A 23,229-nucleotide genomic window follows, 5' to 3' on the forward strand; every position below is an offset into this window, starting at 1 on the left:
CCGAAGCGAGGTTCGGCTGCGGCTTGTTCCTCTGCTTGAGCTTGGGCGCCTAGGCTGGCGCGAAGTTGCGGCTCGATGTGCGGCTCGCCGTCGGCATCGGCGTTGACTTCGCCTGCCGCCTCGACTTCCGTTTCCGCTTCCGTTTCGGCCGGGGCACGGCCGTTGAAATGAGGCTCGTCGTCGTGCCACAGCGGTTCGCTCGACCGAGCCCAAGCCGGATGGGCAGGCGGCTCTGCCTGTTCGTCTGGGGCGGGTTCGATCGGCTCCGATGGCTTCGGCTCGTCGTGGAGTACGTCCGGGGCGGGGGGCGGAGCTTCTTCGACGAAATGGGATGCGTGCGCCCCGTTTTCGCCGTGCTCTCGAACTTCGTGCTCGGTTTCAGGTACGGCTTCGGAGCGAGGAGCGAGCGCGTCGGCCCGTTCCTGGGCTTCCTGCTCGGCCCGAGCTTCGGCTTCCGCACGAGCCTGAGCTTCGGCTTCCGCGCGAGCTTGAGCTTCGGCTTCCGCACGAGCTTGAGCCTCGGCTTCCGCACGAGCCCGAGCTTCGGCTTCCGCACGAGCCTGAGCTTCGGCTTCCGCGCGAGCTTGAGCTTCGGCTTCCGCGCGAGCTTGGGCTTCGGCTTCCGCGCGAGCTTGGGCTTCGGCTTCCGCGCGAGCTTGAGCTTCGGCTTCCGCACGAGCTTGAGCTTCGGCTTCCGCACGAGCTTGAGCTTCGGCTTCAGCGCGAGCTTGAGCTTCGGCTTCGGCTTCGGCTTCGGCTTCGGCTTCGGCGCGCTCTCGGGCTTCGCGCTCGGCTTGCGCTTCGGCCTCGGCGTCACGCGCGGACGCGTGTTCGTCATCGCGTCTGCTCTCGTGCTCGGTTACCGGGGGGAGCGGTGCCGATTCGGGTTCCGGCGCAGTGGGCTGCGCGCCCGCATGCGGGTCGAGCTGATTGCTCCGTGCATTGAAAACTTCGTGGCAGTGTCCGCAGCGGGCGAACCCGCCGGACACCGCGAGCAGGGCTTCCTGCACGCGGAAAACCGTTTCGCAGTGAGGACAGCGAGTGGCTAGAACCATGGTGGGCGGGAGAACCGGGGCGAGCCGGTGCGTCGATCGATAGGCGCTATTCTATCGGTTTCCCGCCGCGAGTTCGGCCGCGCCTCAATGGCCATCGGGGGCGGCGGTGCGCTTCACGCCGGTTAGGCAGACCCAGCCTTCGTGCTCGCGCCATACACCGATGTCGATCCACGGCTGATAAGCGGCCGCAACTTCTTCGGCTTGCCGCGCAAGCACGCCCGACAGCGCGATGCGTCCGCCGGTTTTCACCTTCGCGCTCAGCATCGATGCCATCAATTTGAGCGGGTTCGACAAAATATTCGCAACGACGATGTCGAATTGTCCAGCGGGGCAATCGTCGGGCAGCGAGTAGGCAACGATGGCTCGATTGCGCTCACTATTCAGCCGGGCCGATTCGACGGCTTGAGGGTCGATGTCGACACCGACGACAGGCGCCGCGCCGCACTTATTGGCGAGAATCGCCAGGATGCCCGAGCCGCAGCCGTAGTCGAGCACCGATTGCCCGGGAGTCACCGATTCCTCGAGCCACTCCATGCACAGCCGGGTGGTGGGGTGGCTGCCCGTGCCGAAAGCGAGGCCCGGATCGAGTTCGAGAATCAGCGCCTGCGGGTCGGGCGCATCGTGCCAAGACGGCACGACCCAAATGCGTTTGCCGATCGCGATCGGTTCGAACTGGGATTGCGTGAGGCGCACCCAGTCCTGCTCTGGCACTTCGCGCACGGTGAAGGGCGGCGTGTCCGTCAGACCGATCGCATTGGCCGCGGCGGCCGCGAGCACGGCCGGGTCTTGCTCGGGCGTGAGCAACGCGACGACGCGCGAATGCTGCCACGCCGTCCGGTCGGGCGTGAGGCCGGGCTCGCCGAATAGCGGTTGCTCGTCGGGCGTATCGGCATCGGCGTCTTCCACCGATACCGATAGCGCGCCGAGGTCGAGCAGCGCGTCGGACAACGCTTCCGCGCGCGTCCGGTCGAGCTCGACGATCAATTCGCGGTAGCTCATCGTGGACTCATCCTAGCAGCGAGCGAGCCAAGGGAGCGTGGCGACAGGCTCATCACGCTTCTTCCGGTGCGGCTTGCTGCTTTTCCGCGAGCCGGTGTTCGAGGTAGTGAATGCTCGTGCCGCCTTCGACGAATCCGCCGTCGAGCATCAGCTCACGATGCAGCGGGATGTTCGTCAGAATGCCTTCCACGACCATTTCCGACAATGCAATGCGCATGCGGCGGATCGCTTGCTCGCGCGTCGCGCCGTAGGCGATCAGCTTGCCGATCATCGAATCGTAGTTCGGCGGAACGAAGTAGCCGTTGTACGCGTGCGAATCGACGCGGATGCCCGGGCCGCCCGGCGTGTGCCACGACGTGATGCGTCCCGGCGACGGCGTGAAGCGGAACGGGTCCTCGGCGTTGATCCGGCACTCGATCGCGTGACCGCGGAACACGATGTCGCGCTGGCGCAGCATGAGCTTTTCGCCGGCGGCGATGCGGATTTGCTCTTGCACGATGTCGACGCCCGTGATCAGCTCCGTGACCGGGTGCTCGACCTGCACGCGCGTGTTCATTTCGATGAAGTAGAACTCGCCGTTCTCATAGAGGAACTCGAACGTGCCGGCGCCGAGATAGCCCATCTTCTTGCAGGCATCGGCGCAGCGGTCGCCGATGCGCTCGATCAGACGGCGCGCGATGCCGGGCGCGGGCGCTTCCTCGATCACCTTTTGATGGCGGCGCTGCATCGAGCAGTCGCGCTCGCCGAGCCACAGTGCGTTCTTGAACGAATCCGCGAGCACCTGAATTTCGATGTGGCGCGGGTTTTCGAGGAACTTCTCCATGTAGACCTGCGGGTTGCCGAATGCGCGCCCAGCTTCCTCGCGCGTCATGTTGACGGCGTTCACGAGCGCCGCCTCGGTATGGACGACGCGCATGCCGCGGCCGCCGCCGCCGCCCGCGGCCTTGATGATGACGGGGTAGCCGATCGCGCGCGCGATCTTGATGATCTCCTTCGGATCTTCCGGCAGGGCGCCTTCCGAGCCCGGCACGCACGGCACGCCGGTCTTGATCATCGTTTGCTTGGCCGACACCTTGTCGCCCATCAGACGGATCGTCTCGGGGCGCGGGCCGATGAAGGCGAATCCCGACTGCTCGACGCGCTCGGCGAAATCGGCGTTCTCCGACAGAAAGCCGTAGCCGGGGTGAATCGCTTCGGCATCGGTCACTTCCGCCGCGCTGATCAGCGCGGGCATGTTCAGGTAGCTCTGCGGCGACGGCGCCGGTCCGATGCAGACGGCCTCGTCGGCGAGCTTCACGTACTTGGCGTCTTTATCGGCAGTCGAGTAGGCGACGACCGTCTTGACGCCGAGTTCGCGGCATGCGCGCTGGATGCGCAACGCAATTTCGCCGCGATTGGCAATGAGAATTTTTTCAAACATGGCTTGGGTCCGACGCATAAAGGGGCTCGTGCGTCGTGGTGCCGCGAACGGTGGCGGCGCACGGCATTCGAGCGAAACGGCGTACACCCGGGCACGCACTGGCCCGGGCCCGCTTTGCGATCAGCCGATGACGAATAGCGGCTGGCCGTATTCGACGGCTTGACCGTTCTCTGCGAGGATCTCCTTCACGACACCTTCCTTGTCGGACTCGATTTCGTTGAGCAGCTTCATCGCTTCGATGATGCACAGCGTTTGGCCTTCCTTGACCGTATCGCCCACTTGGACGAACGGGTCGGCGCCCGGGGACGGCGCGCGGTAGAAGGTGCCGACCATCGGCGACGTGACCGCATGCCCTTGTGGGGCGCTGGCCGGTGCGCTGGCGACGGCAGAGGGCGCCGTATCGAGCGCTGCCGCACCGGCGGCCGGCGCGGGGGCGGCGAACGACGGCGCATAGGAAGCGGACGGCTGTACGTAAACCGGCGGCGCATTCTTGACGATGCGGACTTTGCCTTCGCCTTCGGTCACTTCGAGCTCGGAGATGCCCGATTCGGAAACGAGGTCGATCAAAGTTTTCAGCTTACGTAGATCCATAGGGAATCCCCTTGTTCAATGCGTGAGGCACCGGCTCGTGCCGGCGCCGATTTGGTGTTCTGAAATCAGCTGCGTGCGCCTGGCTGCGCGAGCCGCTCGAGCGCGAACTCGAGTGCGTACAGATACCCCTTCCAACCGAGCCCGCAGATGACACCTTCGGCCAGATCGGAAAAGTACGAGTGATGCCTGAACGGCTCCCGGCGATGCACGTTCGACAGGTGAATCTCGACGAATGGGATGCCGACGCCCGCCAGCGCGTCGCGCAAGGCCACGCTCGTGTGCGTATAGGCCGCGGGATTGATCACGACGAACTCGACCGCTTCCGTACGGGCTGCCTGCACGCGGTCGACGAGTTGGCCTTCGTGGTTGCTTTGGAACGTTGCCAACTCGAAGCCCGCTTCTTGCGCGCGGGCCACGAGGGCTTGATCGATTTCGCCGAGCGTGACGCGGCCGTAGACCTCGGGTTCCCGCGTACCTAGCAGGTTGAGGTTGGGGCCGTGCAGTACCAGCAATCGTCTCATGGTTCGCTTCTGTTTCCGCTAAATTGCGCGCACTTTAGCGCCGTTTATCGAAACTTGTCTAGCAGCGGATGAAAATGTCAGTTCGTCGGAAGGTATTTTTTGCCGATTGCACGGTGCTGCTGCTCATAACTGCCGGCAATCATGGCCGATCTAACTATGAACCGCATGCATCTGCGGCGAACCGGTTTTTTGGCCTCAGAGGGCATCCAGCGTCTTGCTCAGTTCGGCTGGCGTGACTTGTCCTAATTTTGTCGACCGTACGGCGCCGTTAGCGTCAATTACCACCGTGAAGGGTAGGGCGCCGGCGGTATTGCCGAGGCTGCGCGCCAAATCGGCGCCGCCGAATCCGCTGACCAAAATGGGGTAATCGACGGGGATCTTCTTCAAGAAGTTCTGCACGTTCTGCGACGAGTCGACCCCGATGCCGATGAATTCGATCCCCTTCTTGGCATATTGATCGTGGAGCCGAACGAGTTCGGGCATCTCGGCCACGCAGGGTCCGCACCACGACGCCCAGAAGTTGACGACGAGAACGCGGCCCTTGTAAGGCGCCAGCGTTTGGTGCTTGCCTGCCACGTCTTGCAACGGCGCCGAGAGCAGTTGCGCGACGGCGCCGCTCGCGGGCGCGGCAGCCGCGAGCGCCTGCGATTGAGCCTGCGGCTGCTGTGGCGAGGTGCCTGCGCTGCTCGCATCCCCGAACAGCCACTGGCGGGCACCGACACCGACGGCAGCCGCGACGAGCGCGACGGCGGCAAAGGCGAGAGTAACTTTCGTGTTCATCTAGCTCGGGATAGATAGTAGGGACACACAACACATGCGCTCAGTTCGCGAACGGCGCCGCGTCGTCCGCGGCCAGCAGTGCCCGGACGCCCTCGGCGTTTGCCCTTGCCGCGCGGCCGCGCGCATCGGCCCGCACCGCGCCACGCAGGTCGTCGGTGTCGTACAACGCAATGTGAATGCCGACCAGTTCCTCGTCGCGCGACGCGCGCCAAAGGAAGCTCAGCGTTTCCACCTCGCCGCGCCCGCCGAAGTGGCGAGTCTCGGACACCTCGTACTGGACGTTCGCATTGAGCAGATAAATGGCGACTTCCTTCGGGTTGTCGCAAAACAGTTGCAGATGGATGTCGGAATGCTCGCCGGCCGTCCCGTTCAGCACCGCCCCCGTCAAATAAGGGTTGAACGGCGCGAGGCGCCTCATCCAGTCCAGTGCGATTTCTCGCAGCCGGCGCAGCACCGCCGGTTGCGTATCGGATTGGAACAGCAACTGATACTCGCGGATTTCTTCCTCGATCTGATCGTTGTCGGGAAGCCATTCGCCGGCGACGCGCGTTTGCCCGACCACCTGCCGCGCGGCCTTGCGCTTGGCGTTCGCGTAGTCGAGCCCCTCCTCGGCGATGAGGCGGGCCGCCGCAATCGCGATTTCTTCCCGCACTCGCTGCGGATCGACAATAGATTTGCGCACCATCCGGCAATCATACTAGATCGCTCAGTCTTGCCCCGAGCGCCCGGGCGGCGAGGGCGCGTCGGGTACAATAGCGAGCCTCACGCGGCTCGCCCGCCCGGCGTTCGCGTCCCACCATGCACTCGCGGCAAGCGCGGCACGAGCAGACAGTTTTTATGCATATCCACATCCTCGGCATCTGCGGCACATTCATGGGCGGTCTCGCGGTTCTCGCGCGCGGCGCGGGACATACCGTGACGGGCTGCGACGCCGGCGTCTATCCGCCGATGAGCACGCAGCTCGAGGCCCAAGGCATCACGCTCATCGAAGGCTATGGCGCCGAGCAGCTCGATCTGAAGCCGGATCTATTCGTCGTCGGTAACGTCGTTTCGCGCGGCAATCCGCTGATGGAAGCCATTCTCGACCGGGGGCTGCCGTATGTCTCGGGGCCACAGTGGCTCGGCGAGCACGTGCTCGCGGGCAAATGGGTGCTGGCGGTGGCCGGCACGCACGGCAAGACGACGACGAGTTCGATGCTCGCCTGGCTGCTCGAGGACGCCGGGCTCGATCCCGGGTTCCTGATCGGCGGCGTGCCGTTGAACTTCGGCGTCTCGGCGCGGCTCACCGATTCGAGCTTTTTCGTCATCGAGGCCGACGAATACGACACCGCGTTCTTCGATAAGCGCTCGAAATTCGTCCACTATCGGCCGCGCACCGCGATCTTGAACAATTTGGAGTTCGATCACGCCGATATCTTCCCCGATCTCGCCGCCATCGAAACGCAATTTCATCATCTTGTGCGCACGGTGCCCGGCGTTGGGCGTCTCATCGTCAATGGGCGCGAGGCGGCGCTCGAACGGGTGCTCGCACGCGGCGTCTGGAGCGAGGTGGAACGCTTCGGCGTCGAGGGCGGGTGGAGCGCGCTGCCCGCGGCCGACGGCGAGCCGATCGACGAGCGTTACGCCGTCTATTGGCGCGGCGAGCGAGCCGGCGTCGTGAACTGGCAGGTACAGGGCGAGCACAATCGGCTCAACGCGTTGGCGGCGATCGCCGCGGCGCGCCACGTCGGCGTGCCGCCGGCCCAGGCCGTGCGCTCGCTCGGCGGGTTTCGCAACGTCAAGCGGCGCATGGAAGTGCGCGGTAGCGTCGATGGGGTCACCGTCTACGACGATTTCGCCCATCACCCGACGGCGATCGAGACGACCATCGCGGGTTTGCGCGCGCGCGTCGGCAGCGAGCGCACGCGCATCTTGGCCGTGCTCGAGCCTCGCTCGAACACGATGAAGCTCGGCGTCATGAAGGCCCAGCTGCCGGCGAGCCTTGCCGGGGCCGATCTCGTCTTCGGCTACGGCGCGCCGACGGGGCGCGATGCGCTCGGCTGGGACCTGAACGAGACGCTCGCGCCGCTCGGCGAGAAGGCTCGAGCCTTCGACGATCTCGAGGCGCTCGTCGCCGCGGTCGTGCGGGCGGCACGGCCGGGCGACCACGTGCTCGTCATGAGCAACGGGGGATTCGGCGGCGTCCATCAGAAATTGCTCGCAGCGCTCGGCTCGAGCGCGAGAGGCGCCGTGTGATTCTCTATCTGCACGGCTTTCGGTCGTCGCCGAAATCGTTCAAGGCCCGCCTGCTCGCGGCACGCATGGCAGAACTCGGGCGCGCGAGCGATTGGCGTTGCCCGATGCTGCCGGTTTCGCCGCACGAGGCGGTTGCCGTGGCCGAGGCGCAAGTGGCGGGTTGCGCGGCGGATCGAGTGACCGTGATCGGCAGCTCGCTCGGCGGCTATTTCGCCACGCATCTTGCCGAGAAGCACGGCTGGCGCGCGGTGCTGCTCAATCCGGCGGTTCTGCCGCAACGCGATCTGTCGGCCTATTTGGGCGAGCAGCCGCTTTGGCATGGCGGCGGCAGCATCGTCGTCGAGCCGCATCATCTCGATGAACTGCGCGCGCTCGGCGTCGATTCGATCACGCGGCCGGAACGCTATTATTTGATCGCCGCCACGGGCGACGAGGTGCTTGACTACCGCGAGATGGTCATGCATTACGCTGGCGTCGAGACGAGACTGATCGTCGGCAGCGACCATGCGATCAGCGAGTTCGTCGACTACGTCGACGACGTGCTCGCATTTTGCGGTATCGCCCCGGCCGAGCTCGCGTAGCGCACGCCGCGCGACCGAACTGAACAACAATCGATCCGCAGCGGGTGCGCGGTTTGCGCGCGAGGCTTGCTGCGAGGGCCAATTCGTAACGAGAGTGTCGAGTGAACGTTTTTTTTGAGGAATCGGGCGGTTTGAAGGCGGGTAGCGTGCTGTCCCGCCAAGGCGATGCACTGCAGGTCGAATTGCCGGGCGGCCGGCGCGCGAAGGTGCGCGCCAAGGACGTGCTGATCGAGTTCGATAAGCCGAGCGCAGCCGAGCTGCTGCAAGAGGCCGACGCGGCCGCGCAGCAGATCGACCTCGATTTTTTGTGGGAATGCGCGCCCGCCGAGGAGTTCGCGTTCGCTGCGCTCGCCGGCGAATACTTCGGCGCGCAATCGGGCCCCGTCGAACGCGCGGCGCTCGTGCTGCGCATGCAGGGCGCGCCGGTCTATTTTCGCCGCAAGGGCCGCGGGCAGTATCAGCGTGCGCCCGAGGATCAGTTGAAAATGGCGCTGGCCGCGCTCGAGCGCAAGCGTCAGCAAGCGCTCGTGCAAGCGCAATACGAAGAGGAGCTGAAAGCCGGCCGGCTGCCCGAAGCGTTCCGCGGCAAGGCGCTCACGCTGCTCACGAAGCCCGACAAGAACGCGATCGAGTACAAGGCGCTCGAAGGCGCGGCCGCGGCCCGCGGCATTTCCCCAGCCCGGCTCATGCTCGAGTGCGGCGGGATCGCGTCGGCGCGCGCGCTGCATGAGGCGCGGTTTTTGTCGGAACATTTCCCGCACGGCACCGGCTTTCCGCCCGTGACGCCGGGGCCCGTGCCCGACGATCTGCCGACGGCGCATGCGCAAGCGTTTTCGATCGACGACATCACGACGACCGAAATCGACGATGCGTTCTCCGTCGAGTTGCTGGCCGAGGATCGCGTCCGCGTGGGCGTGCACATCGCCGCGCCGGCGCTCGGCATCGCACGCGGCGATGCCGTCGACGCGATTGCGCGCGCGCGCCTGTCGACGGTCTACATGCCCGGCGACAAGATCACCATGCTGCCCGACGAGGTCGTTCAAGTCTTCACGCTCGCGGAAGGCGGCCTTCGTCCCGCGTTGTCGCTCTACATCATCGTCGACCGCGCCACGCAGGAGATCGTCGCCACGGAAACGCGCGCCGAGCTCGTCTACGTGAAGAGCAACCTGCGTCACAACACGCTCGATGCCTGTGTGACTGAAGAGGCGCTCGCCGCCGGTAGCGGCGACTATCCGCACAAGGAAGAGATTGCCGTCTTGTGGCCGCTGGCTCAGGCGTTGTTCGAAAAGCGCCAGGCCGCGCGGGCCGGCTACGGCCTGCGGCGAGAGGTGCCGGGGAACACGGATTACAACTTCTACGTCGACGGCGAGCACGTGACGATCACGCCGCGCCGGCGGGGCTCGCCGCTCGATCTGATCGTCGCCGAGCTCGCGATCCTCGCGAACTCGACATGGGGCGCGCTACTCCACGATCACGGTGTGCCTGGCATCTATCGCACGCAGCGCACGTTCGCCGCGGCCGGGCCGAAGCGCACGCGCATGCAGACCACGGCCGCGCCGCACGAGGGACTCGGCGTCGCGCAATACGCTTGGAGCACTTCGCCGCTGCGCCGCTACACCGACCTCGTCAATCAATGGCAGTTGCTCGCCTGCGTGCAGCACGGCGTGGCGGCGAAGCTCGTCGCGCCGTTCAAGCCCAAGGACGCCGATCTGTTCGCCGTCGTGCAAGGCTTCGACGACACCTACACGGCCTATGCCGACCATCAGCGCCGCATGGAGTACTTCTGGTGCTTGCGCTGGCTCACGCAGGAGCAGAAGAAGGAAGTCGTGGCGTCGGTCGTGAAGGGCGATCTCGTGCGGCTCGAGGAAGTGCCGCTGCTGCTGCACGTGCCAGGGCTCGGCGTGCATGCGCGCGGCACGCGGATCTTGCTCGAAGTGATGTCGGTCGACGAATTGACCATCGAAGCGTCCGTGCGACCGATTCGCGTGCTCGATGCGCCGGGCGCGGCGGTGGCTGCCGAGGACGAAGAGGAGGAGGCCGAAGTGATCGACGCGGCCGATCCGTCGGCGCAAACCGAGGAAGAGGCGCGGGCCGAAGCGGAGGGAGAAGCCGGCGGCGAGGCACCAGGCTCCGAGCCGGACACATCGGCGGATGCGGCGGATGCCGGCGATGCGGCCGGCGCCACCGACGAAGGCGGCCCTCGGCTCGATGCCAAGGGCAGCACGACGCGCCCCGCGCAGGTGGCCGAATGAGCGCCGGCGCAGAGCACGGCGCGCCAGGCGTTCCATCGATCGCGCCGCCGCAGGCCGGCATGGATCTCTATGCGGTCATCGGCAATCCGATCGCGCACAGCAAGTCGCCGATCATCCATGCGCGTTTCGCGGTGCAGACGGGAGAGCGCCTGGAATATCGGCGCTTGCTCGCGCCGATCGACGGCTTCGCCGATACGGTGCGGGCCTTCGTCGCACAGGGCGGGCTAGGGCTCAACGTCACGGTGCCGTTCAAGCTCGAGGCTCATGCGCTGGCCGATCGGCTCTCGCCGCGTGCGGCCGCGGCCGGTGCCGTCAACACGCTGCGATTCGATGCCGACGGCATCTACGGCGACAACACCGACGGCGTGGGGCTCGTCAGCGACATCGAAACGAACTTGCAGGTGGCGCTGAACGGTGCGCGGGTCTTGCTGCTCGGCGCGGGCGGGGCTGCGCGCGGCGTGGTTCTGCCGATGCTCGAACGCGGCCCGAGCCGGCTTACGATCGTCAATCGGACCGCCGAAAGAGCGCAAGCGCTCATCGCGCAATTTGCGCAAGCGGCGAGCGAGGCCGGCTGCACGCTATCGGGTGGCTCGCCCGCCGCGATCGAGCCGATGCCGTACGACGTGATCGTCAACGCGACGGCCGGCTCGCTGACGGCGGAGGTGCCGGAATGCGATGCGAGCGCGTTCGGCCCGGGCACGCTCGCCTACGACATGATGTACGGCGCGCAGCCGACCGTATTCATGCGGCATGCGCAGGCATTCGGGGCGAGGGTGTCCGACGGGCTCGGGATGCTCGTCGAGCAAGCCGCCGAATCGTTTTGGGTTTGGCGTGGCGTGCGGCCGGCGAGCGCTGCGGTGCTCGGCGAGCTGCGGTCGAAGATGAGCGCATCGGCCTAGGCGGAAAGGGTGAGAAGGGTGGACATGGCGCACTCTGGCTCGTGGTTCTGGTTGGCGTCGGCGTTGCCTGCATCGCGGACGGCGTGCGTGCCCATGGTCGAGGCCCGTTGAGGCACATCGATGGCTAGAACGGCAAAGAAAACGGGGGCCGGCATCGGCGGTTGGATAGCGTATGCCGTGGCTGTCTGCGCGTTCGCTTGGGTCGCGACGCAAGCCTATTATTTCGCGCAAATCGCCGTCTGGGCGGTCGTCGACCCGAGCTCCACGGCGTTCATGCGCGCTGACGCGTGGCGGCTCGCGCAAGATCGTCCCGACCTCGGGATCCAGCATCAATGGGTGCCGTACGATCGCATCTCGCGCAATCTGAAGCGCGCGATCATCGCGTCGGAGGATGCGAACTTCGTCAACAACAACGGCTACGAGACGGACGCGATCCTCCAGGCATGGGAGAAGAACAAGAAGCGAGGAAAGATCGTTGCAGGCGGCTCGACGATTTCGCAGCAACTTGCACGCAATCTCTTTCTTTCGCGCCAGAAGAGCTACTTGCGCAAGGGTCAAGAGCTCATCATCACTTGGATGCTCGAAACGCTGCTCGATAAGGAACGCATCTTCGAGATCTATCTGAATTCGGTCGAGTGGGGCAACGGCGTCTATGGGGCGCAGGCCGCCGCCCGGTACTACTACCGGTGCGCCGCCTCGCAATTGACGGCGTGGCAATCCGCCCGGCTCGCCGTCATGTTGCCCAATCCGCGGTACTTCGATCAACACCGCTCGTCCGCATACCTTTCGCAGCGCGCCGGGGTCATTGCCCGCCGCATGGGGGCGGCTGAATTGCCGCATTGAGCGCGGAACGCATTTCGGACGGCGGCGGCCTTCCCGTCGCGCCCGTCAATTGTCCTCCCAATACGACGTGCTCTCGCTTTCGCGCGAAACGAACCTGAAGCCCCTTGGCCGTTCGCCGGGCTCGCCAGGGAATTCCGCGAGAATGCCGAACTTCCCGGAGTCGGGGTACTCCGCGATTTCCGGCAGCATTTTCGTGCTCACGGCCAGATATTTCAGCTCGGCCTCGCCCGTATTCGCGATTTGATGGGCCGCTTCGGGCCCGCCGGCCGGGCACGCGATGACGTCGCCCGCGCGGATCGGATAGACGGCCTCGCCGATGCGTACCTCTCCCTCGCCCTCCAGCACGAAAAACATCTCTTCGTTGACCCGATGGTTATGAAACGGAAACGCGCGCTTGCCCGGTGCAATCGCAGTCACGTTGTAACCGAGCTTCTGCGCGCCGATGCGGGCCCCGACCGCGCCCATTCGCGGCGCGTAGCGGTCCGCCATCGATTCGGGCGGCGCGACGCCCGCCGGTAGTGGGGACAGTTCGACGTCGGCCAGATTGATGATGGGTTTCATTGATCGCTCCTTTCCGGTTCCGGTGTATGCCCAAGCTCACGGCGCATCTTGCCATGGTGTCGGTCGGGGTCGCGCTGAACCCCTGCCGAATTTGTCAAATCTCAATATATGAGCAGGTCATCCAAATGTTGGAGCATTGCTCCGGGCGTGCCTACAATGCGTCGCGAGCGGTCGAGACGGCCGCGGGATCAAAAAAAGCGAGAGACGAAGCGATTCGAGAGCAAAGCATCTCACCCGCATGGAGGCGCGCCCGATGACTGCCCAAGACGACAACCAGATCCATCCCGCCACGATAGGCGATGCATCCGAGCCGGCGCTCGGTAGCCGGAGTGCCGGCTCGCCGGAACCCGTGCAGCTCACGGGGTCTCCGCTCGACATCGCCGAATCGCAGGCCGGCACGCAAACGCTGTTGCGCGGGCTCGCCATCATCGAGGCGTGCGCGAACGGCGCGCGCGACATGCGTGCATTCGCCGCTGCGCTCGGCACGACACGCAGCACGACGCATCGCCTCGTGAGCAGCCTCGTGCAGGCGCGTTATCTGCGCCATGGCCAGAACGGCTATCAGCTTGGGCCGAAGCTCATCGAGCTCGGCACGATCTCGCTCGAGCAGATGCCGCTGACGGCGGTGGCGCGTCCGCATCTCGAGCGCCTGTCGGAAGCCACGCTCGATACGATCCACCTTGCCGTGCGCGACGGCGACGACGCCCTTTACATCGACAAACTAGCCGGCACGCGCGGGCTCGAGATGCGCTCGCGGATCGGCCATCGCATGCCGCTCGCGTCGACGGGCATCGGCAAGGCCTTGATGCTCGACTTGTCGCCGCAAACGTGGGGCGTGCTGTTCGACTCGGCGCGGCGCGCGCTCGAAAGCGTGCGTTTCGATCACGACGCTCGGCCCGACAAGCCCATGTTTCTGCAGAAAATGGTCCGCTACGCGGCGGGCGGGTACGCGTTCGATCTCGAGGAAAACGAGCCGTCGATCCGCTGCGTGGCCGCGCCGATTCGCGACGCGTCGGGCACGATCATCGCCGCGGTCTCCGTGGCGAGCACGATTCCCTATATGTCGCTCGAACGCATGGATGAACTGGTGCCGATCGTGCAGCGCGAAGCGCGCGCGATCTCCGAAGAACTTGGCTGGGTCGCGCCTGGTGCGCGACGAATCAAACGATGAGCGCAGTTCAAGCTATGACCGTCCGACCGGTGTTGATCGGGCTCGACTGGGGTACCACGGCCATGCGCGCGTATCTATTCGATGCGAATGGCCAAGTCGTCGACTCGCGCGCTTCGAGCGACGGGATCATGCGCTTGCCGCAGGCCGGCGGCTTCGACGCTGCGTTCGAGGCGGCATGCGGCGATTGGCTGGCATTGGCGCCGGACTTGCCCGTGATCGCCGCCGGCATGGTCGGCAGCGCGCAAGGCTGGCGCGAAGCGCCGTATGTCGAGACGCCCGCCGATGCGGGTGCGCTGGTGGCGGGAATCGTGCGCGTCACGACGGCCCGCGGCGTTTGCATGCATATCGTGCCGGGCGTCATCGAGCGCAGCGAGCTGCCGAACGTCATGCGCGGCGAGGAGACGCAAATCGTCGGCGCCTTGGCGAGCGATGCGATTGCCGGCAGCGCCCGGACACTGGTCGGCTTGCCCGGCACGCACGCGAAGTGGGCCGTGGTGCAGGGCGAGCGCATCGAATCGTTTCATACGTTCATGACCGGCGAGCTTTATGCCGCGCTGCGCGATCACACCATCCTCGGGCGAACGATGACCGAGCCGGCCGCGCCGGACACGCAGGCGTTCCTGCGCGGCGTGACGGTGGCTAAGCACGCGCATCGGGCCGGGCTGCTTGCGACGATTTTCAGCACGCGGACGCTGGGCCTGACCGGCTCGCTGCCGGCCGATCAGCAGGCCGACTATTTATCGGGCTTGCTGATCGGGCACGAGCTCGCTGGACTCGCCGCACTGCTCGAAGCGCGCGGCGCGCAGTTGGCGACCGAAGCGCCGCGTCTGATCGGCAGCGCCGCGTTGTGCGAGCGCTATCGGCTCGCGTTGGCCGAGTTCGGCTGCGTGCGGGCGAACGTTGTCGAGGCCGCCGCCGAAAATGGACTTTGGCGCATTGCCACGCAAGCCGGGCTCTTGGAGCGCCGCGTGGCGACGCCCGCGCCTGCGCGTTGACACGCCCGCAAGCGCGTTAGTTGGCCGACCGATCGTCGGCGATTCTCAATGAATTGGGCCGTATGCCATGCAAACCGAATTCGATCTTCCAAAGCCCTACCAACCCCACGTGCGCTTCATGGCCGCGTTCGAAGCCTGTCCGCTGATCGCGATCCTGCGCGGCGTGACGCCGGGCGAGGTCGTGGGGCATGGACAAGCGCTTCATGAAGCGGGATTTCGCATCGTCGAGGTGCCGCTCAATTCGCCCGATCCGCTCGCGAGCATCGCGGCGCTGCGCAAGGCGCTTCCCGCTGAGGTCATCGTCGGGGCGGGCACCGTGCTGCGAACCGAGTTCGTCGACGACGTCGCCCGCGCGGGCGGCGAGTTGATCGTCATGCCGCACGGCGATACCGGCATCATCAGCGCCGCGAAGGCGCAGGGGCTGGCATGCGCGCCCGGCGTGGCGACGCCGACGGAAGCGTTTGCCGCGCTCGCGAGCGGCGCCGACGTGCTGAAGATGTTTCCCGCGGAGCAATTGGGCACGCCGGTCGTCAAGGCATGGCGCGCCGTGATTGCGAAGCGCGTGCCGCTCGTGCCCGTGGGCGGCGTGACACCCGAGAACATGCATACGTTCGTTGCCGCCGGGGCCAACGGCTTCGGCCTCGGTTCGGCGTTGTACCGCGCCGGGCAGGACGTTGCCACGACGCGCGAGCATGCCCACGCGTTCATCCGCGCGTGGACCAACGTCAAGAAGGAGGGCTCGCAGTGAGCCGCCTCGCCGGCAAGGTCGCGCTCGTCACGGGCGCCGGCCGCGGAATCGGCGAAGCCATCGCGCAGGCATTCGCGCGCGAAGGGGCGGCTACCGTGCTCGCGGAGCTCGATCTCGCTGCCGCCGAGCGCGTGCGCGAGCGGATCGAGGCGACGACGCCCGGCGCGCGCGTGCTCGCGGTGCGGACGGACGTGACCCGGTCCGCTTCGCTGTGCGATGCGCGCGATGCGGCCGAGCACGCGTTCGGTCCCGTCGACGTGCTCGTGAACAACGCCGGTATCAACGTGTTTTGCGATCCGCTCACGATGAACGACGACGACTGGCGGCGCTGCTTCGCCGTCGATCTCGACGGTGTCTGGAACGGTTGCAAGGCCGTGTTGCCGAGCATGGTCGAACGTGGCGGCGGCAGCATCGTCAACATCGCATCGACGCATGCCTTCCAGATCATTCCCGGGTGCTTCCCGTACCCGGTCGCGAAGCACGGCGTGCTGGGCCTCACGCGCGCGCTCGGAATCGAGTACGCGCCGAAGCAGATCCGCGTCAATGCGATCGCGCCGGGCTACGTGGAGACGCAGCTCACGCACGATTGGTGGAACGCGCAGCCCGATCCCGAGGCGGCCCGCCAGGCGACGCTGGCCTTGCAGCCCATGAAGCGGATCGCGCAGCCGCGGGAAGTGGCGATGACCGCGGTGTTTCTCGCATCGGACGAGGCGCCGTTCATCAATGCCACTTGCATCACGATCGACGGGGGGCGCACGGCGCTGTACCACGATTGACCTCGTCGGCATGAACGATTGATGGATTCCCTTGCCACGCGGCGTCCCCGCATGGCGATGTGCAAACCGGATGGCGCACTGGCCGCGTGAGTCATCCGACATAGATAACGCGGCCGAACGCTCAATCAGACAGGAGACACACCTCATGAAGCGCAAACTTTTCCTCACGCTGGCCGCAGCCGCGGTGACGTCGATCGTTGCGAACGTACCGGCCGCGCAGGCTGCCGATCAAGTCAAGATCGGCTTCCTCGTGAAGCAACCCGAGGAGCCCTGGTTCCAGGACGAATGGAAGTTCGCCGAAGCGGCCGCGAAGAAGGACGGCTTCACGCTCGTGAAAATCGGTGCGACCTCCGGCGAAAAGGTGATGAGTGCAATCGACAACCTGCACGCGCAACAGGCGCAAGGTTTCATCATCTGCACGCCCGACGTGAAGCTCGGGCCGGGCATCGTCGCGAAGGCGAAGGCCGACGGCCTGAAGATGATGACGGTCGACGACCGCCTCGTGGACGGCACCGGCAAGCCGATCACGAGCGTGCCGCACATGGGCATCTCGGCCTATAACATCGGCCAGCAAGTGGGCAAAGGCATCATGGACGAGATCAAGAAGCGCGGCTGGGATATGAAAGACGTCGGCGCGATCGACGTGACCTACGAGGAGCTGCCGACGGCGCATGATCGTACGAAGGGTGCGACCGACGTGCTCGAGGCGATGGGCTTCCCGAAGGCGAACGTGATCGCCGCGCCGCAAGCGAAGACCGACACGGAAAACGCGTTCAACGCGGCCAACATCGCCATCACGAAGAACCCCAAGTTCAAGCACTGGGTGGCGTACGGCCTGAACGACGAAGCCGTGCTGGGCGCGGTGCGCGCAGCAGAAAGCCGTGGCTTCAAGGCCGACAACATGATCGGCATCGGTATCGGCGGCTCGGATTCTGCACTGAATGAATTCAAGAAGCCGGCGGCAACGGGCTTCTTCGGCACGGTCATCATCAGCCCGAAGCGCCACGGCGAAGAGACGTCGGAAGATATGTACAAGTGGATCACGACGGGCACGCAGCCGCCGCTGCTGACGCTGACGACGGGGATGCTCGCCACGCGCGACAACGTCGCCAAGGTGCGTGAAGAGATGGGGCTCGCCGCGAAGTAATCGGCGCGGCTTCCCGGGCCGGGCGCACGCCGAGCTTTCGAGCGCGGCGTGCGTGTCGGCCTGGACGACCTTCAGTGCGAGGACAGGTGAGATGTCAGCAACGTTGCGATTTGACAATATCGGCAAGGTGTTTCCGGGCGTGAGGGCGCTCGACGGCGTGTCGTTCGAGGTGGAGTCCGGCCAGGTGCATGGGCTCATGGGCGAAAACGGCGCGGGGAAGTCGACGCTGCTCAAAATTCTCGGCGGCGAGTACCAGCCCGATTCGGGCCACATCATGATGGACGGGCAGGAGGTGCGCTTTTCGAGCGCGGCGGCTTCGATCGCGGCCGGCGTCGCGGTGATTCACCAGGAACTGCAGTACGTTCCGGACCTGACCGTGACGGAGAATCTGCTGCTCGGCCGACTGCCGAATGCGCTCGGCTGGGTGGACAAACGCGGCGCCAAGCGCTTCGTGCGCGAGCGGCTGGCGCAAATGGGCGTCGATCTCGATCCCAACGCGAAGCTCGGGCGGCTCTCGATCGCGCAGCGGCAGATGGTCGAAATCTGCAAGGCGCTGCTGCGCAACGCGCGCGTCATCGCGCTCGACGAGCCGACGAGCTCGCTTTCGCATCGCGAGACCGAGGTGCTGTTCAAGCTCGTGCGCGAGCTGCAGGCCGACGGCCGCGCGCTCATCTACATCTCGCACCGGATGGACGAGATCTACGAGCTGTGCACCGCATGTACGATCTTCCGCGACGGACGCAAGGTGGCTTCGCATCCGTCGCTCGCCGAGGTCAAGCGCGAAACGATCGTGAAAGAGATGGTGGGCCGCGAAATCTCGGATATCTACGGCTATCGGCCGCGCCGGCAAGGCGACGTGCGGCTGGCCGTCGATGCCGTCGAAGGCCATGGCCTGGCCGCGCCCGCGAGCTTCAGCGTGCGGGCCGGCGAGATCGTCGGGTTCTTCGGGCTCGTCGGCGCGGGGCGCAGCGAATTGATGCGGCTCGTGTATGGCGCCGAGAAGCGCAGCGGCGGGCGCCTCACGCTCGACGGCGTGCCGGCCGACGTGAAAAGCCCGACGCATGCGATCCGCCAGGGCATCGTGCTGTGCCCCGAAGACCGCAAGGAAGAGGGCATCGTCGCGATGGCGTCCGTGTCCGAGAACATCAACATCAGCTGCCGCCGGCACGATCTGCGCGCGGGATTGTTCATCAATCGCAAGAAAGAGGCCGAGACGGCCGATCGCTTCATCAAGCTGCTCAAGATCAAGACGCCGAGCAGGCGGCAGAAGATTCGTCTGCTCTCGGGCGGCAATCAGCAAAAAGCGATCTTGTCGCGCTGGCTCGCCGAACCCGATCTGAGAATCGTCATTCTTGACGAGCCGACGCGCGGCATCGACGTCGGTGCGAAGCACGAAATCTACAACGTCATCTACGAATTGGCCGAGCGCGGCTGCGCGGTGGTGATGGTGTCGTCGGAGTTGCCCGAGGTGCTCGGCGTCTCCGATCGAATCGTCGTCATGCGCGAGGGGCGAATCTCGGGCGAGCTCGCACGCAGCGAAGCGAGCGAGCCGGCGTTGCTCGAATTGGCGCTGCCGCAAGGCGGGCGGGCGGCGCGCGAGGCGGCGTAAGGCGGCATGAGGCACACCGCACGGCCGGCACGCCGTGCGCAAAACGGAACGGATGCAACGAAAATCCGTCGCGAACGACGGTGAAGGAGTCACGACATGCAAGCAAGAGAAAACCTCGTCGAGGCGGGCGCCAAGCGCGCGGCCGAGGCGTTGATCCCCCAGCCGAACGATCGGCAAAAGTGGTGGCAGCAAGTCACCGAATACAGCCTCATTCTGATCTTCGCCGTCATGTTCGTGACGACGTCGCTGACGGTCGATCACTTCTTCTCGATCGACAACATGCTCGGCTTGGCGCTGTCGGTTTCGCAGATCGGCATGGTCGCTTGCACGATGATGTTCTGCCTGGCCTCGCGCGACTTCGACTTGTCGGTGGGCTCGACGGTCGCCTTCGCGGGCGTGCTCTGCGCGATGGTGCTCAATGCAACGGGCAATACGTTCATCGCGATCGTCGCCGCGGTCGCGGCCGGTGCGGCGATCGGCTGGGTCAACGGCGCCGTCATCGCCTATCTGCGCATCAACGCGCTGATCACGACGCTCGCGACCATGGAGATCGTGCGCGGCCTGGGCTTCATCGTCTCGCATGGGCAAGCCGTGGGCGTGTCGTCGGACACGTTCATCGCGCTGGGCGGTTTGACGTTGCTCGGCGTATCGCTGCCGATCTGGGTCACGCTCGTTTGCTTCATCGGTTTCGGCGTGCTGCTCAATCAAACCGTCTACGGCCGCAATACGCTCGCGATCGGCGGCAACCCCGAGGCCTCACGCCTGGCGGGGATCAACGTCGAGCGCACGCGCGTCATGATCTTCCTGATTCAGGGGGCGGTGACCGCCCTGGCCGGTGTCATCCTGGCCTCGCGCATCACGTCGGGGCAGCCGAACGCGGCGGAGGGCTTCGAGCTGAACGTGATCTCGGCGTGCGTGCTCGGCGGCGTGTCGCTGCTCGGCGGCCGCGCGACGATTTCAGGCGTCGTCATCGGCGTGCTCATCATGGGCACGGTCGAGAACGTCATGAATCTCATGAACATCGACGCCTTCTACCAATACCTCGTGCGCGGCGCGATCCTGCTTGCGGCCGTGTTGCTCGATCAGCTCAAGAACCGCGGCTCGCGCGATTGAACGATCAACGATCATGGATTGCCGGGGCCGCGCTCGAGTCGCGAGCCGAGAGCCCCGGGCCTAACGGAGAACTTTTCGATGGCGCTTCCCGACCACCCGCAACTGGGGCCTTACGCGCGCTACCCTAGCCTTGCCGACCGCACCGTGCTCATCACGGGCGGCGCGACGGGCATCGGCGCTTCGTTCGTCGAGCACTTCGTGCGGCAAGGCGCGCGCGTCGCGTTTTGCGACATCGATGCGAGCTCGGGCCAAGCGCTGGCCGACGCGCTGGGCGATGCACGCCACAAGCCGCTATTTCTCGCCTGCGACGTCACCGACGTCGACGCGCTGCGCGGCGCGATCGCCGATGCCCAAAGCGCGCTCGGCCCCATCACCGTGCTCGTCAACAACGCCGCGAACGACGTGCGTCATGCGCTCGCCGACGTGACGCCCGCTTCGTTCGATGCCGGCATCGCCGTCAATTTGCGGCACCAGTTCTTTGCGGCGCAGGCCGTCGTCGAAGACATGAAGCGCGCGGGCGGCGGCTCGATCATCAATCTGGGCTCGATCAGCTGGATGCTCAAGCAAGGCGGCATGCCGGTCTATCTGACGTCGAAAGCGGCGATCCAAGGCCTCACGCATGCGCTGGCCCGCGATCTCGGCCCGTTCGGCATTCGCGTCAATACGCTCGTGCCCGGTTGGGTCTTGACCGAGAAGCAGCGGCGGCTATGGCTCGACGAAGCCGGCAAGCGCGCGCTGAAGGAAGGGCAGTGCCTCGACGGCGAACTGATGCCCGAGGATCTGGCGCGGATGGCACTGTTTTTGGCGGCCGACGACAGCCGCATGGTGACGGCGCAAGAATTCATCGTGGACGGAGGCTGGGCATGAGCTCTGGCGGCTTTCGGGCGTCGCTCGCCGTGCACGCGAGCTGCACGCTCGGCGAGGGCGCGACTTGGTGTGCGCGCACGCGGCGCTTTTATTGGACGGACATCGAAGGCGCGCGCTTGCACCGCTACGATCCAAGCACGGGCGAGCACGTGAATTGGTCCATGCCCGAGCGGCTCGCCACGTTTGCGTTATGCGCCGACCCGCACCATCTGCTGCTCGGCCTCGCCACGCATCTGGCGTTTTTCGATTTGACGACGCACGAGATGCGCCGGATCGTGGAAGTCGAGCCGGAGCTCGACACGCGCCTGAACGACGGTCGCTGCGACCGGCAGGGGCGATTCGTGTTCGGCACCAAGCACGAAGGGGCCGATCTGCGTGCGATCGGCGGCTTTTATCGGCTCAATCGGGATCTGTCGCTCGAGAAGCTGCCGTTGCCGGCGCCCGCGATTTCGAACAGCATCGGCTTCAGCCCCGACGGCGCGACGATGTATTTCTGCGATTCGCCCAAGCGCGAGATCCTCGCTTGCGACTATGGCGCCGATGGCGCGATCGGCAACGTTCGCGTGTTTGCGCGGCTGCGAGATGCCGATGGCGTGCCGGACGGCTCGACGGTCGATGCCGAGGGCGGCCTTTGGAACGCGCAGTGGGGCGGCGGCCGGGTCGTGCGCTACGGGCCGGACGGCGTCGAAACCGAGCGCGTGGGCGTGCCGACGAGCCAGCCCAGTTGCGTTGCGCTCGGCGGGCCGCATCTCGGCACGCTTTATGTGACGACGGCGCGGGCCGAGCTCGATCCCGCGTCGCTCGCCGCGCAAGCGGGTGCGGGCGCGATCTTCGTGGCGCCGAGCGCTCGACGCGGGCTGCCGGAGCCGGTGTTCGGCGGACAGTGGCGATAAGCCCGGGGCAAATCGGTTAAACCGAAGCCGTCATCGATGGTCAAAGGCGGCGATAGACCCCTTCGCATACTGCCGCGCCGGCCATGTCCGGCCCGGCGCCTCTCGATGGAGCGGATCATGAGCGCAGCGAATACCGATGTCATCGCCACGAGGGGCGCGCGCGCGTCCGAGGCCCCCGGCACGCGCGCGCGAGCGCGCACGGCGAAACTGGCAGCGATCGTGCAGCCGGTTCGGCCGGGTCCTGGCACGTCCGCGATCGCCCGCGGGGCGGGCGGTGCGAGTCAAAGCACCGAGTTGGCGCTCGCCAACGACCTATTGCGTATCGATCTCGCGCCGGCGCTCGGCGGCGCCATGACGCGCTTCGAGTGGCATGGCGACGGCGGTGCGCCGACGCCGATTTTCCGCGCCTGCGCGGGCGCGCGGCTCGATACGGATCCCAACGCGTTGGCATGCTATCCGCTCGTGCCGTTTTCCAATCGAATCGGCGGTGCACGCTTCCAATTCGAGGGGCGCGAGTTCGCCGTGCCGCGTAATCGGCGCGGCGAGCCGCTGCCGATCCACGGCGACGGCTGGCTGCGCGGCTGGCACGTCGTCGAGCGCGGCGACACGCATGCGACGCTCGCGCTCGAGCGCGAGCGGGCCAAGCCCTACGCCTATCGCGCAACGCTTCGATATGCGCTCGAGCAGGCGACGCTTTCGGTGACGTTGTCGGTCGAAAATGCGGGGCGCGAGCCGATGCCGTTCGGGCTCGGCTTGCATCCGTTCCTCATGCGCGACGAGGACACGCGGCTGTCGGCCGCGGCGAGCGGGCTATGGCTGTCCGGGCCCGATTGGCTTCCGCGGCGCCACGTACCGGTGCCGCCGGCCTGGACCTTCGGCGTGGCTTATCCGCTGCCCGCGGCGCTCGTCAATCATGCGTTCACGCAATGGAGCGGCCGGGCATCGGTCGTATGGCCGCGCAAGCGCTTGTCGCTGACGATCGAGGCCGATACCGACTACTACGTGCTCTATACGCCGCCGGGCGAGGATTTCTTTTGCTTCGAGCCCGTCGATCATCCGATCAACGCGGTGAATCTGCCGGGCGGCGCGTGCGAGCACGGTATGACGGTGCTGGCGCCGGACGAGTCGCTCGCGCGCGAGTTCCGCTTCACGGTCCTGCCGGTCGGCCGTTAG

22 protein-coding genes and 1 pseudogene are annotated in these 23,229 nt (G+C 66.0%); 15 read left to right on the forward strand and 8 right to left on the reverse strand.

Annotated features, from left to right (window positions below; genetic code table 11):
- Nucleotides 1-986 precede the first annotated feature (986 nt).
- The 7 genes and pseudogenes from ACTHNZ_RS11575 to ACTHNZ_RS11605 form a co-directional block, all read right to left on the reverse strand.
- Nucleotides 987-1,055 (reverse strand): annotated as a pseudogene (locus ACTHNZ_RS11575) (MJ0042-type zinc finger domain-containing protein); the annotation flags it as partial.
- An 84-nt stretch (nt 1,056-1,139) separates the two neighbouring features.
- Entirely contained in the window at nt 1,140-2,054 is a 915-nt protein-coding gene (prmA, locus tag ACTHNZ_RS11580) for a 50S ribosomal protein L11 methyltransferase (protein ID WP_440542628.1), read from the reverse strand.
- Between the two features lie 52 nt (nt 2,055-2,106).
- The gene (gene accC, locus ACTHNZ_RS11585; RefSeq protein ID WP_440542629.1) at nt 2,107-3,474 is read right to left on the reverse strand and encodes an acetyl-CoA carboxylase biotin carboxylase subunit; all 1,368 of its coding nucleotides are present in this window, start codon (nt 3,472-3,474) and stop codon (nt 2,107-2,109) included.
- 120 nt (nt 3,475-3,594) lie between these two features.
- Nucleotides 3,595-4,065 (reverse strand): acetyl-CoA carboxylase biotin carboxyl carrier protein, encoded by a 471-nt coding sequence (gene accB / locus ACTHNZ_RS11590; protein ID WP_440542630.1) that lies wholly within the window; start codon nt 4,063-4,065, stop codon nt 3,595-3,597.
- 65 nt (nt 4,066-4,130) lie between these two features.
- Complete coding sequence (gene aroQ, locus ACTHNZ_RS11595) at nt 4,131-4,586, reverse strand: type II 3-dehydroquinate dehydratase (protein ID WP_440542631.1); 456 nt, start codon at nt 4,584-4,586, stop codon at nt 4,131-4,133.
- A gap of 195 nt (nt 4,587-4,781) precedes the next feature.
- A complete protein-coding gene (locus ACTHNZ_RS11600) occupies nt 4,782-5,366 on the reverse strand; it encodes a TlpA family protein disulfide reductase (protein WP_440542632.1) in 585 nt (194 codons plus the stop codon).
- Between the two features lie 40 nt (nt 5,367-5,406).
- Nucleotides 5,407-6,051, reverse strand: a complete 645-nt coding sequence (locus ACTHNZ_RS11605) for a UDP-N-acetylmuramate--alanine ligase (RefSeq protein ID WP_440542633.1) — start codon at nt 6,049-6,051, stop codon at nt 5,407-5,409.
- Between the two features lie 152 nt (nt 6,052-6,203).
- Here ACTHNZ_RS11605 and mpl point away from each other — a divergent pair, with 152 nt between their 5' ends.
- The 5 genes from mpl (at nt 6,204) to mtgA (ending at nt 12,176) form a co-directional block, all read left to right on the forward strand.
- On the forward strand, nt 6,204-7,601 hold the full coding sequence (gene mpl / locus ACTHNZ_RS11610; RefSeq protein WP_440542634.1) for a UDP-N-acetylmuramate:L-alanyl-gamma-D-glutamyl-meso-diaminopimelate ligase: 1,398 nt from the start codon (nt 6,204-6,206) through the stop codon (nt 7,599-7,601).
- Complete coding sequence (locus ACTHNZ_RS11615) at nt 7,598-8,182, forward strand: YqiA/YcfP family alpha/beta fold hydrolase (RefSeq protein ID WP_440542635.1); 585 nt, start codon at nt 7,598-7,600, stop codon at nt 8,180-8,182. The genes mpl and ACTHNZ_RS11615 overlap by 4 nt, the downstream gene beginning before the upstream one ends.
- A gap of 101 nt (nt 8,183-8,283) precedes the next feature.
- A complete protein-coding gene (locus tag ACTHNZ_RS11620) occupies nt 8,284-10,434 on the forward strand; it encodes a ribonuclease catalytic domain-containing protein (RefSeq protein WP_440542636.1) in 2,151 nt (716 codons plus the stop codon).
- A 59-nt stretch (nt 10,435-10,493) separates the two neighbouring features.
- Nucleotides 10,494-11,333, forward strand: coding sequence for a shikimate dehydrogenase (aroE, locus tag ACTHNZ_RS11625; protein ID WP_440542744.1), 840 nt, complete (start codon nt 10,494-10,496; stop codon nt 11,331-11,333).
- Between the two features lie 120 nt (nt 11,334-11,453).
- A complete protein-coding gene (gene mtgA, locus ACTHNZ_RS11630; RefSeq protein WP_440542637.1) occupies nt 11,454-12,176 on the forward strand; it encodes a monofunctional biosynthetic peptidoglycan transglycosylase in 723 nt (240 codons plus the stop codon).
- A gap of 45 nt (nt 12,177-12,221) precedes the next feature.
- Here the strand turns inward: mtgA and ACTHNZ_RS11635 are convergent, their stop codons facing one another.
- The gene (locus tag ACTHNZ_RS11635; RefSeq protein ID WP_440542638.1) at nt 12,222-12,737 is read right to left on the reverse strand and encodes a cupin domain-containing protein; all 516 of its coding nucleotides are present in this window, start codon (nt 12,735-12,737) and stop codon (nt 12,222-12,224) included.
- 253 nt (nt 12,738-12,990) lie between these two features.
- Here ACTHNZ_RS11635 and ACTHNZ_RS11640 point away from each other — a divergent pair, with 253 nt between their 5' ends.
- The 10 genes from ACTHNZ_RS11640 (at nt 12,991) to ACTHNZ_RS11685 (ending at nt 23,229) form a co-directional block, all read left to right on the forward strand.
- A complete protein-coding gene (locus ACTHNZ_RS11640; protein WP_440542639.1) occupies nt 12,991-13,908 on the forward strand; it encodes an IclR family transcriptional regulator in 918 nt (305 codons plus the stop codon).
- Nucleotides 13,905-14,903, forward strand: coding sequence for a 2-dehydro-3-deoxygalactonokinase (locus ACTHNZ_RS11645; protein WP_440542640.1), 999 nt, complete (start codon nt 13,905-13,907; stop codon nt 14,901-14,903). Before ACTHNZ_RS11640 ends, ACTHNZ_RS11645 begins: the two co-directional genes overlap by 4 nt.
- Before the next feature lie 67 nt (nt 14,904-14,970).
- Entirely contained in the window at nt 14,971-15,651 is a 681-nt protein-coding gene (locus ACTHNZ_RS11650; protein ID WP_440542641.1) for a 2-dehydro-3-deoxy-6-phosphogalactonate aldolase, read from the forward strand.
- On the forward strand, nt 15,648-16,427 hold the full coding sequence (locus tag ACTHNZ_RS11655) for an SDR family oxidoreductase (protein ID WP_440542642.1): 780 nt from the start codon (nt 15,648-15,650) through the stop codon (nt 16,425-16,427). Before ACTHNZ_RS11650 ends, ACTHNZ_RS11655 begins: the two co-directional genes overlap by 4 nt.
- Nucleotides 16,428-16,572: 145 nt before the next feature.
- On the forward strand, nt 16,573-17,574 hold the full coding sequence (locus ACTHNZ_RS11660) for an arabinose ABC transporter substrate-binding protein (RefSeq protein ID WP_440542643.1): 1,002 nt from the start codon (nt 16,573-16,575) through the stop codon (nt 17,572-17,574).
- A 91-nt stretch (nt 17,575-17,665) separates the two neighbouring features.
- On the forward strand, nt 17,666-19,183 hold the full coding sequence (araG, locus tag ACTHNZ_RS11665) for an L-arabinose ABC transporter ATP-binding protein AraG (protein ID WP_440542644.1): 1,518 nt from the start codon (nt 17,666-17,668) through the stop codon (nt 19,181-19,183).
- 96 nt (nt 19,184-19,279) lie between these two features.
- Nucleotides 19,280-20,296 carry an L-arabinose ABC transporter permease AraH gene (gene araH, locus ACTHNZ_RS11670; RefSeq protein ID WP_440542645.1) on the forward strand — a complete coding sequence of 339 codons (1,017 nt, stop codon included), beginning with the start codon at nt 19,280-19,282 and terminating at the stop codon, nt 20,294-20,296.
- 78 nt (nt 20,297-20,374) lie between these two features.
- Entirely contained in the window at nt 20,375-21,163 is a 789-nt protein-coding gene (locus ACTHNZ_RS11675) for an SDR family NAD(P)-dependent oxidoreductase (protein ID WP_440542646.1), read from the forward strand.
- Entirely contained in the window at nt 21,160-22,056 is an 897-nt protein-coding gene (locus tag ACTHNZ_RS11680) for an SMP-30/gluconolactonase/LRE family protein (protein WP_440542647.1), read from the forward strand. The genes ACTHNZ_RS11675 and ACTHNZ_RS11680 overlap by 4 nt, the downstream gene beginning before the upstream one ends.
- Nucleotides 22,057-22,173: 117 nt before the next feature.
- Nucleotides 22,174-23,229 carry an aldose 1-epimerase gene (locus ACTHNZ_RS11685; protein ID WP_440542648.1) on the forward strand — a complete coding sequence of 352 codons (1,056 nt, stop codon included), beginning with the start codon at nt 22,174-22,176 and terminating at the stop codon, nt 23,227-23,229.

This window comes from Trinickia sp., assembly GCF_051953955.1.
Taxonomy (GTDB): Bacteria; Pseudomonadota; Gammaproteobacteria; order Burkholderiales; family Burkholderiaceae; genus Trinickia.

Excerpts from the sequence above, each read along its gene's own strand:
- prmA (WP_440542628.1), bottom strand. The coding sequence starts at position 2,054 with ATGAGCTACCGCGAATTGATCGTCGAGCTCGACCGGACGCGCGCGGAA.
- accC (WP_440542629.1), bottom strand. The coding sequence starts at position 3,474 with ATGTTTGAAAAAATTCTCATTGCCAATCGCGGCGAAATTGCGTTGCGC.
- accB (WP_440542630.1), bottom strand. The coding sequence starts at position 4,065 with ATGGATCTACGTAAGCTGAAAACTTTGATCGACCTCGTTTCCGAATCG.
- aroQ (WP_440542631.1), bottom strand. The coding sequence starts at position 4,586 with ATGAGACGATTGCTGGTACTGCACGGCCCCAACCTCAACCTGCTAGGT.
- ACTHNZ_RS11600 (WP_440542632.1), bottom strand. The coding sequence starts at position 5,366 with ATGAACACGAAAGTTACTCTCGCCTTTGCCGCCGTCGCGCTCGTCGCG.
- ACTHNZ_RS11605 (WP_440542633.1), bottom strand. The coding sequence starts at position 6,051 with ATGGTGCGCAAATCTATTGTCGATCCGCAGCGAGTGCGGGAAGAAATC.
- mpl (WP_440542634.1), top strand. The coding sequence starts at position 6,204 with ATGCATATCCACATCCTCGGCATCTGCGGCACATTCATGGGCGGTCTC.
- aroE (WP_440542744.1), top strand. The coding sequence starts at position 10,494 with ATGGATCTCTATGCGGTCATCGGCAATCCGATCGCGCACAGCAAGTCG.
- mtgA (WP_440542637.1), top strand. The coding sequence starts at position 11,454 with ATGGCTAGAACGGCAAAGAAAACGGGGGCCGGCATCGGCGGTTGGATA.
- ACTHNZ_RS11635 (WP_440542638.1), bottom strand. The coding sequence starts at position 12,737 with ATGAAACCCATCATCAATCTGGCCGACGTCGAACTGTCCCCACTACCG.
- ACTHNZ_RS11640 (WP_440542639.1), top strand. The coding sequence starts at position 12,991 with ATGACTGCCCAAGACGACAACCAGATCCATCCCGCCACGATAGGCGAT.
- ACTHNZ_RS11645 (WP_440542640.1), top strand. The coding sequence starts at position 13,905 with ATGAGCGCAGTTCAAGCTATGACCGTCCGACCGGTGTTGATCGGGCTC.
- ACTHNZ_RS11650 (WP_440542641.1), top strand. The coding sequence starts at position 14,971 with ATGCAAACCGAATTCGATCTTCCAAAGCCCTACCAACCCCACGTGCGC.
- ACTHNZ_RS11660 (WP_440542643.1), top strand. The coding sequence starts at position 16,573 with ATGAAGCGCAAACTTTTCCTCACGCTGGCCGCAGCCGCGGTGACGTCG.
- araG (WP_440542644.1), top strand. The coding sequence starts at position 17,666 with ATGTCAGCAACGTTGCGATTTGACAATATCGGCAAGGTGTTTCCGGGC.
- araH (WP_440542645.1), top strand. The coding sequence starts at position 19,280 with ATGCAAGCAAGAGAAAACCTCGTCGAGGCGGGCGCCAAGCGCGCGGCC.
- ACTHNZ_RS11675 (WP_440542646.1), top strand. The coding sequence starts at position 20,375 with ATGGCGCTTCCCGACCACCCGCAACTGGGGCCTTACGCGCGCTACCCT.
- ACTHNZ_RS11680 (WP_440542647.1), top strand. The coding sequence starts at position 21,160 with ATGAGCTCTGGCGGCTTTCGGGCGTCGCTCGCCGTGCACGCGAGCTGC.
- ACTHNZ_RS11685 (WP_440542648.1), top strand. The coding sequence starts at position 22,174 with ATGAGCGCAGCGAATACCGATGTCATCGCCACGAGGGGCGCGCGCGCG.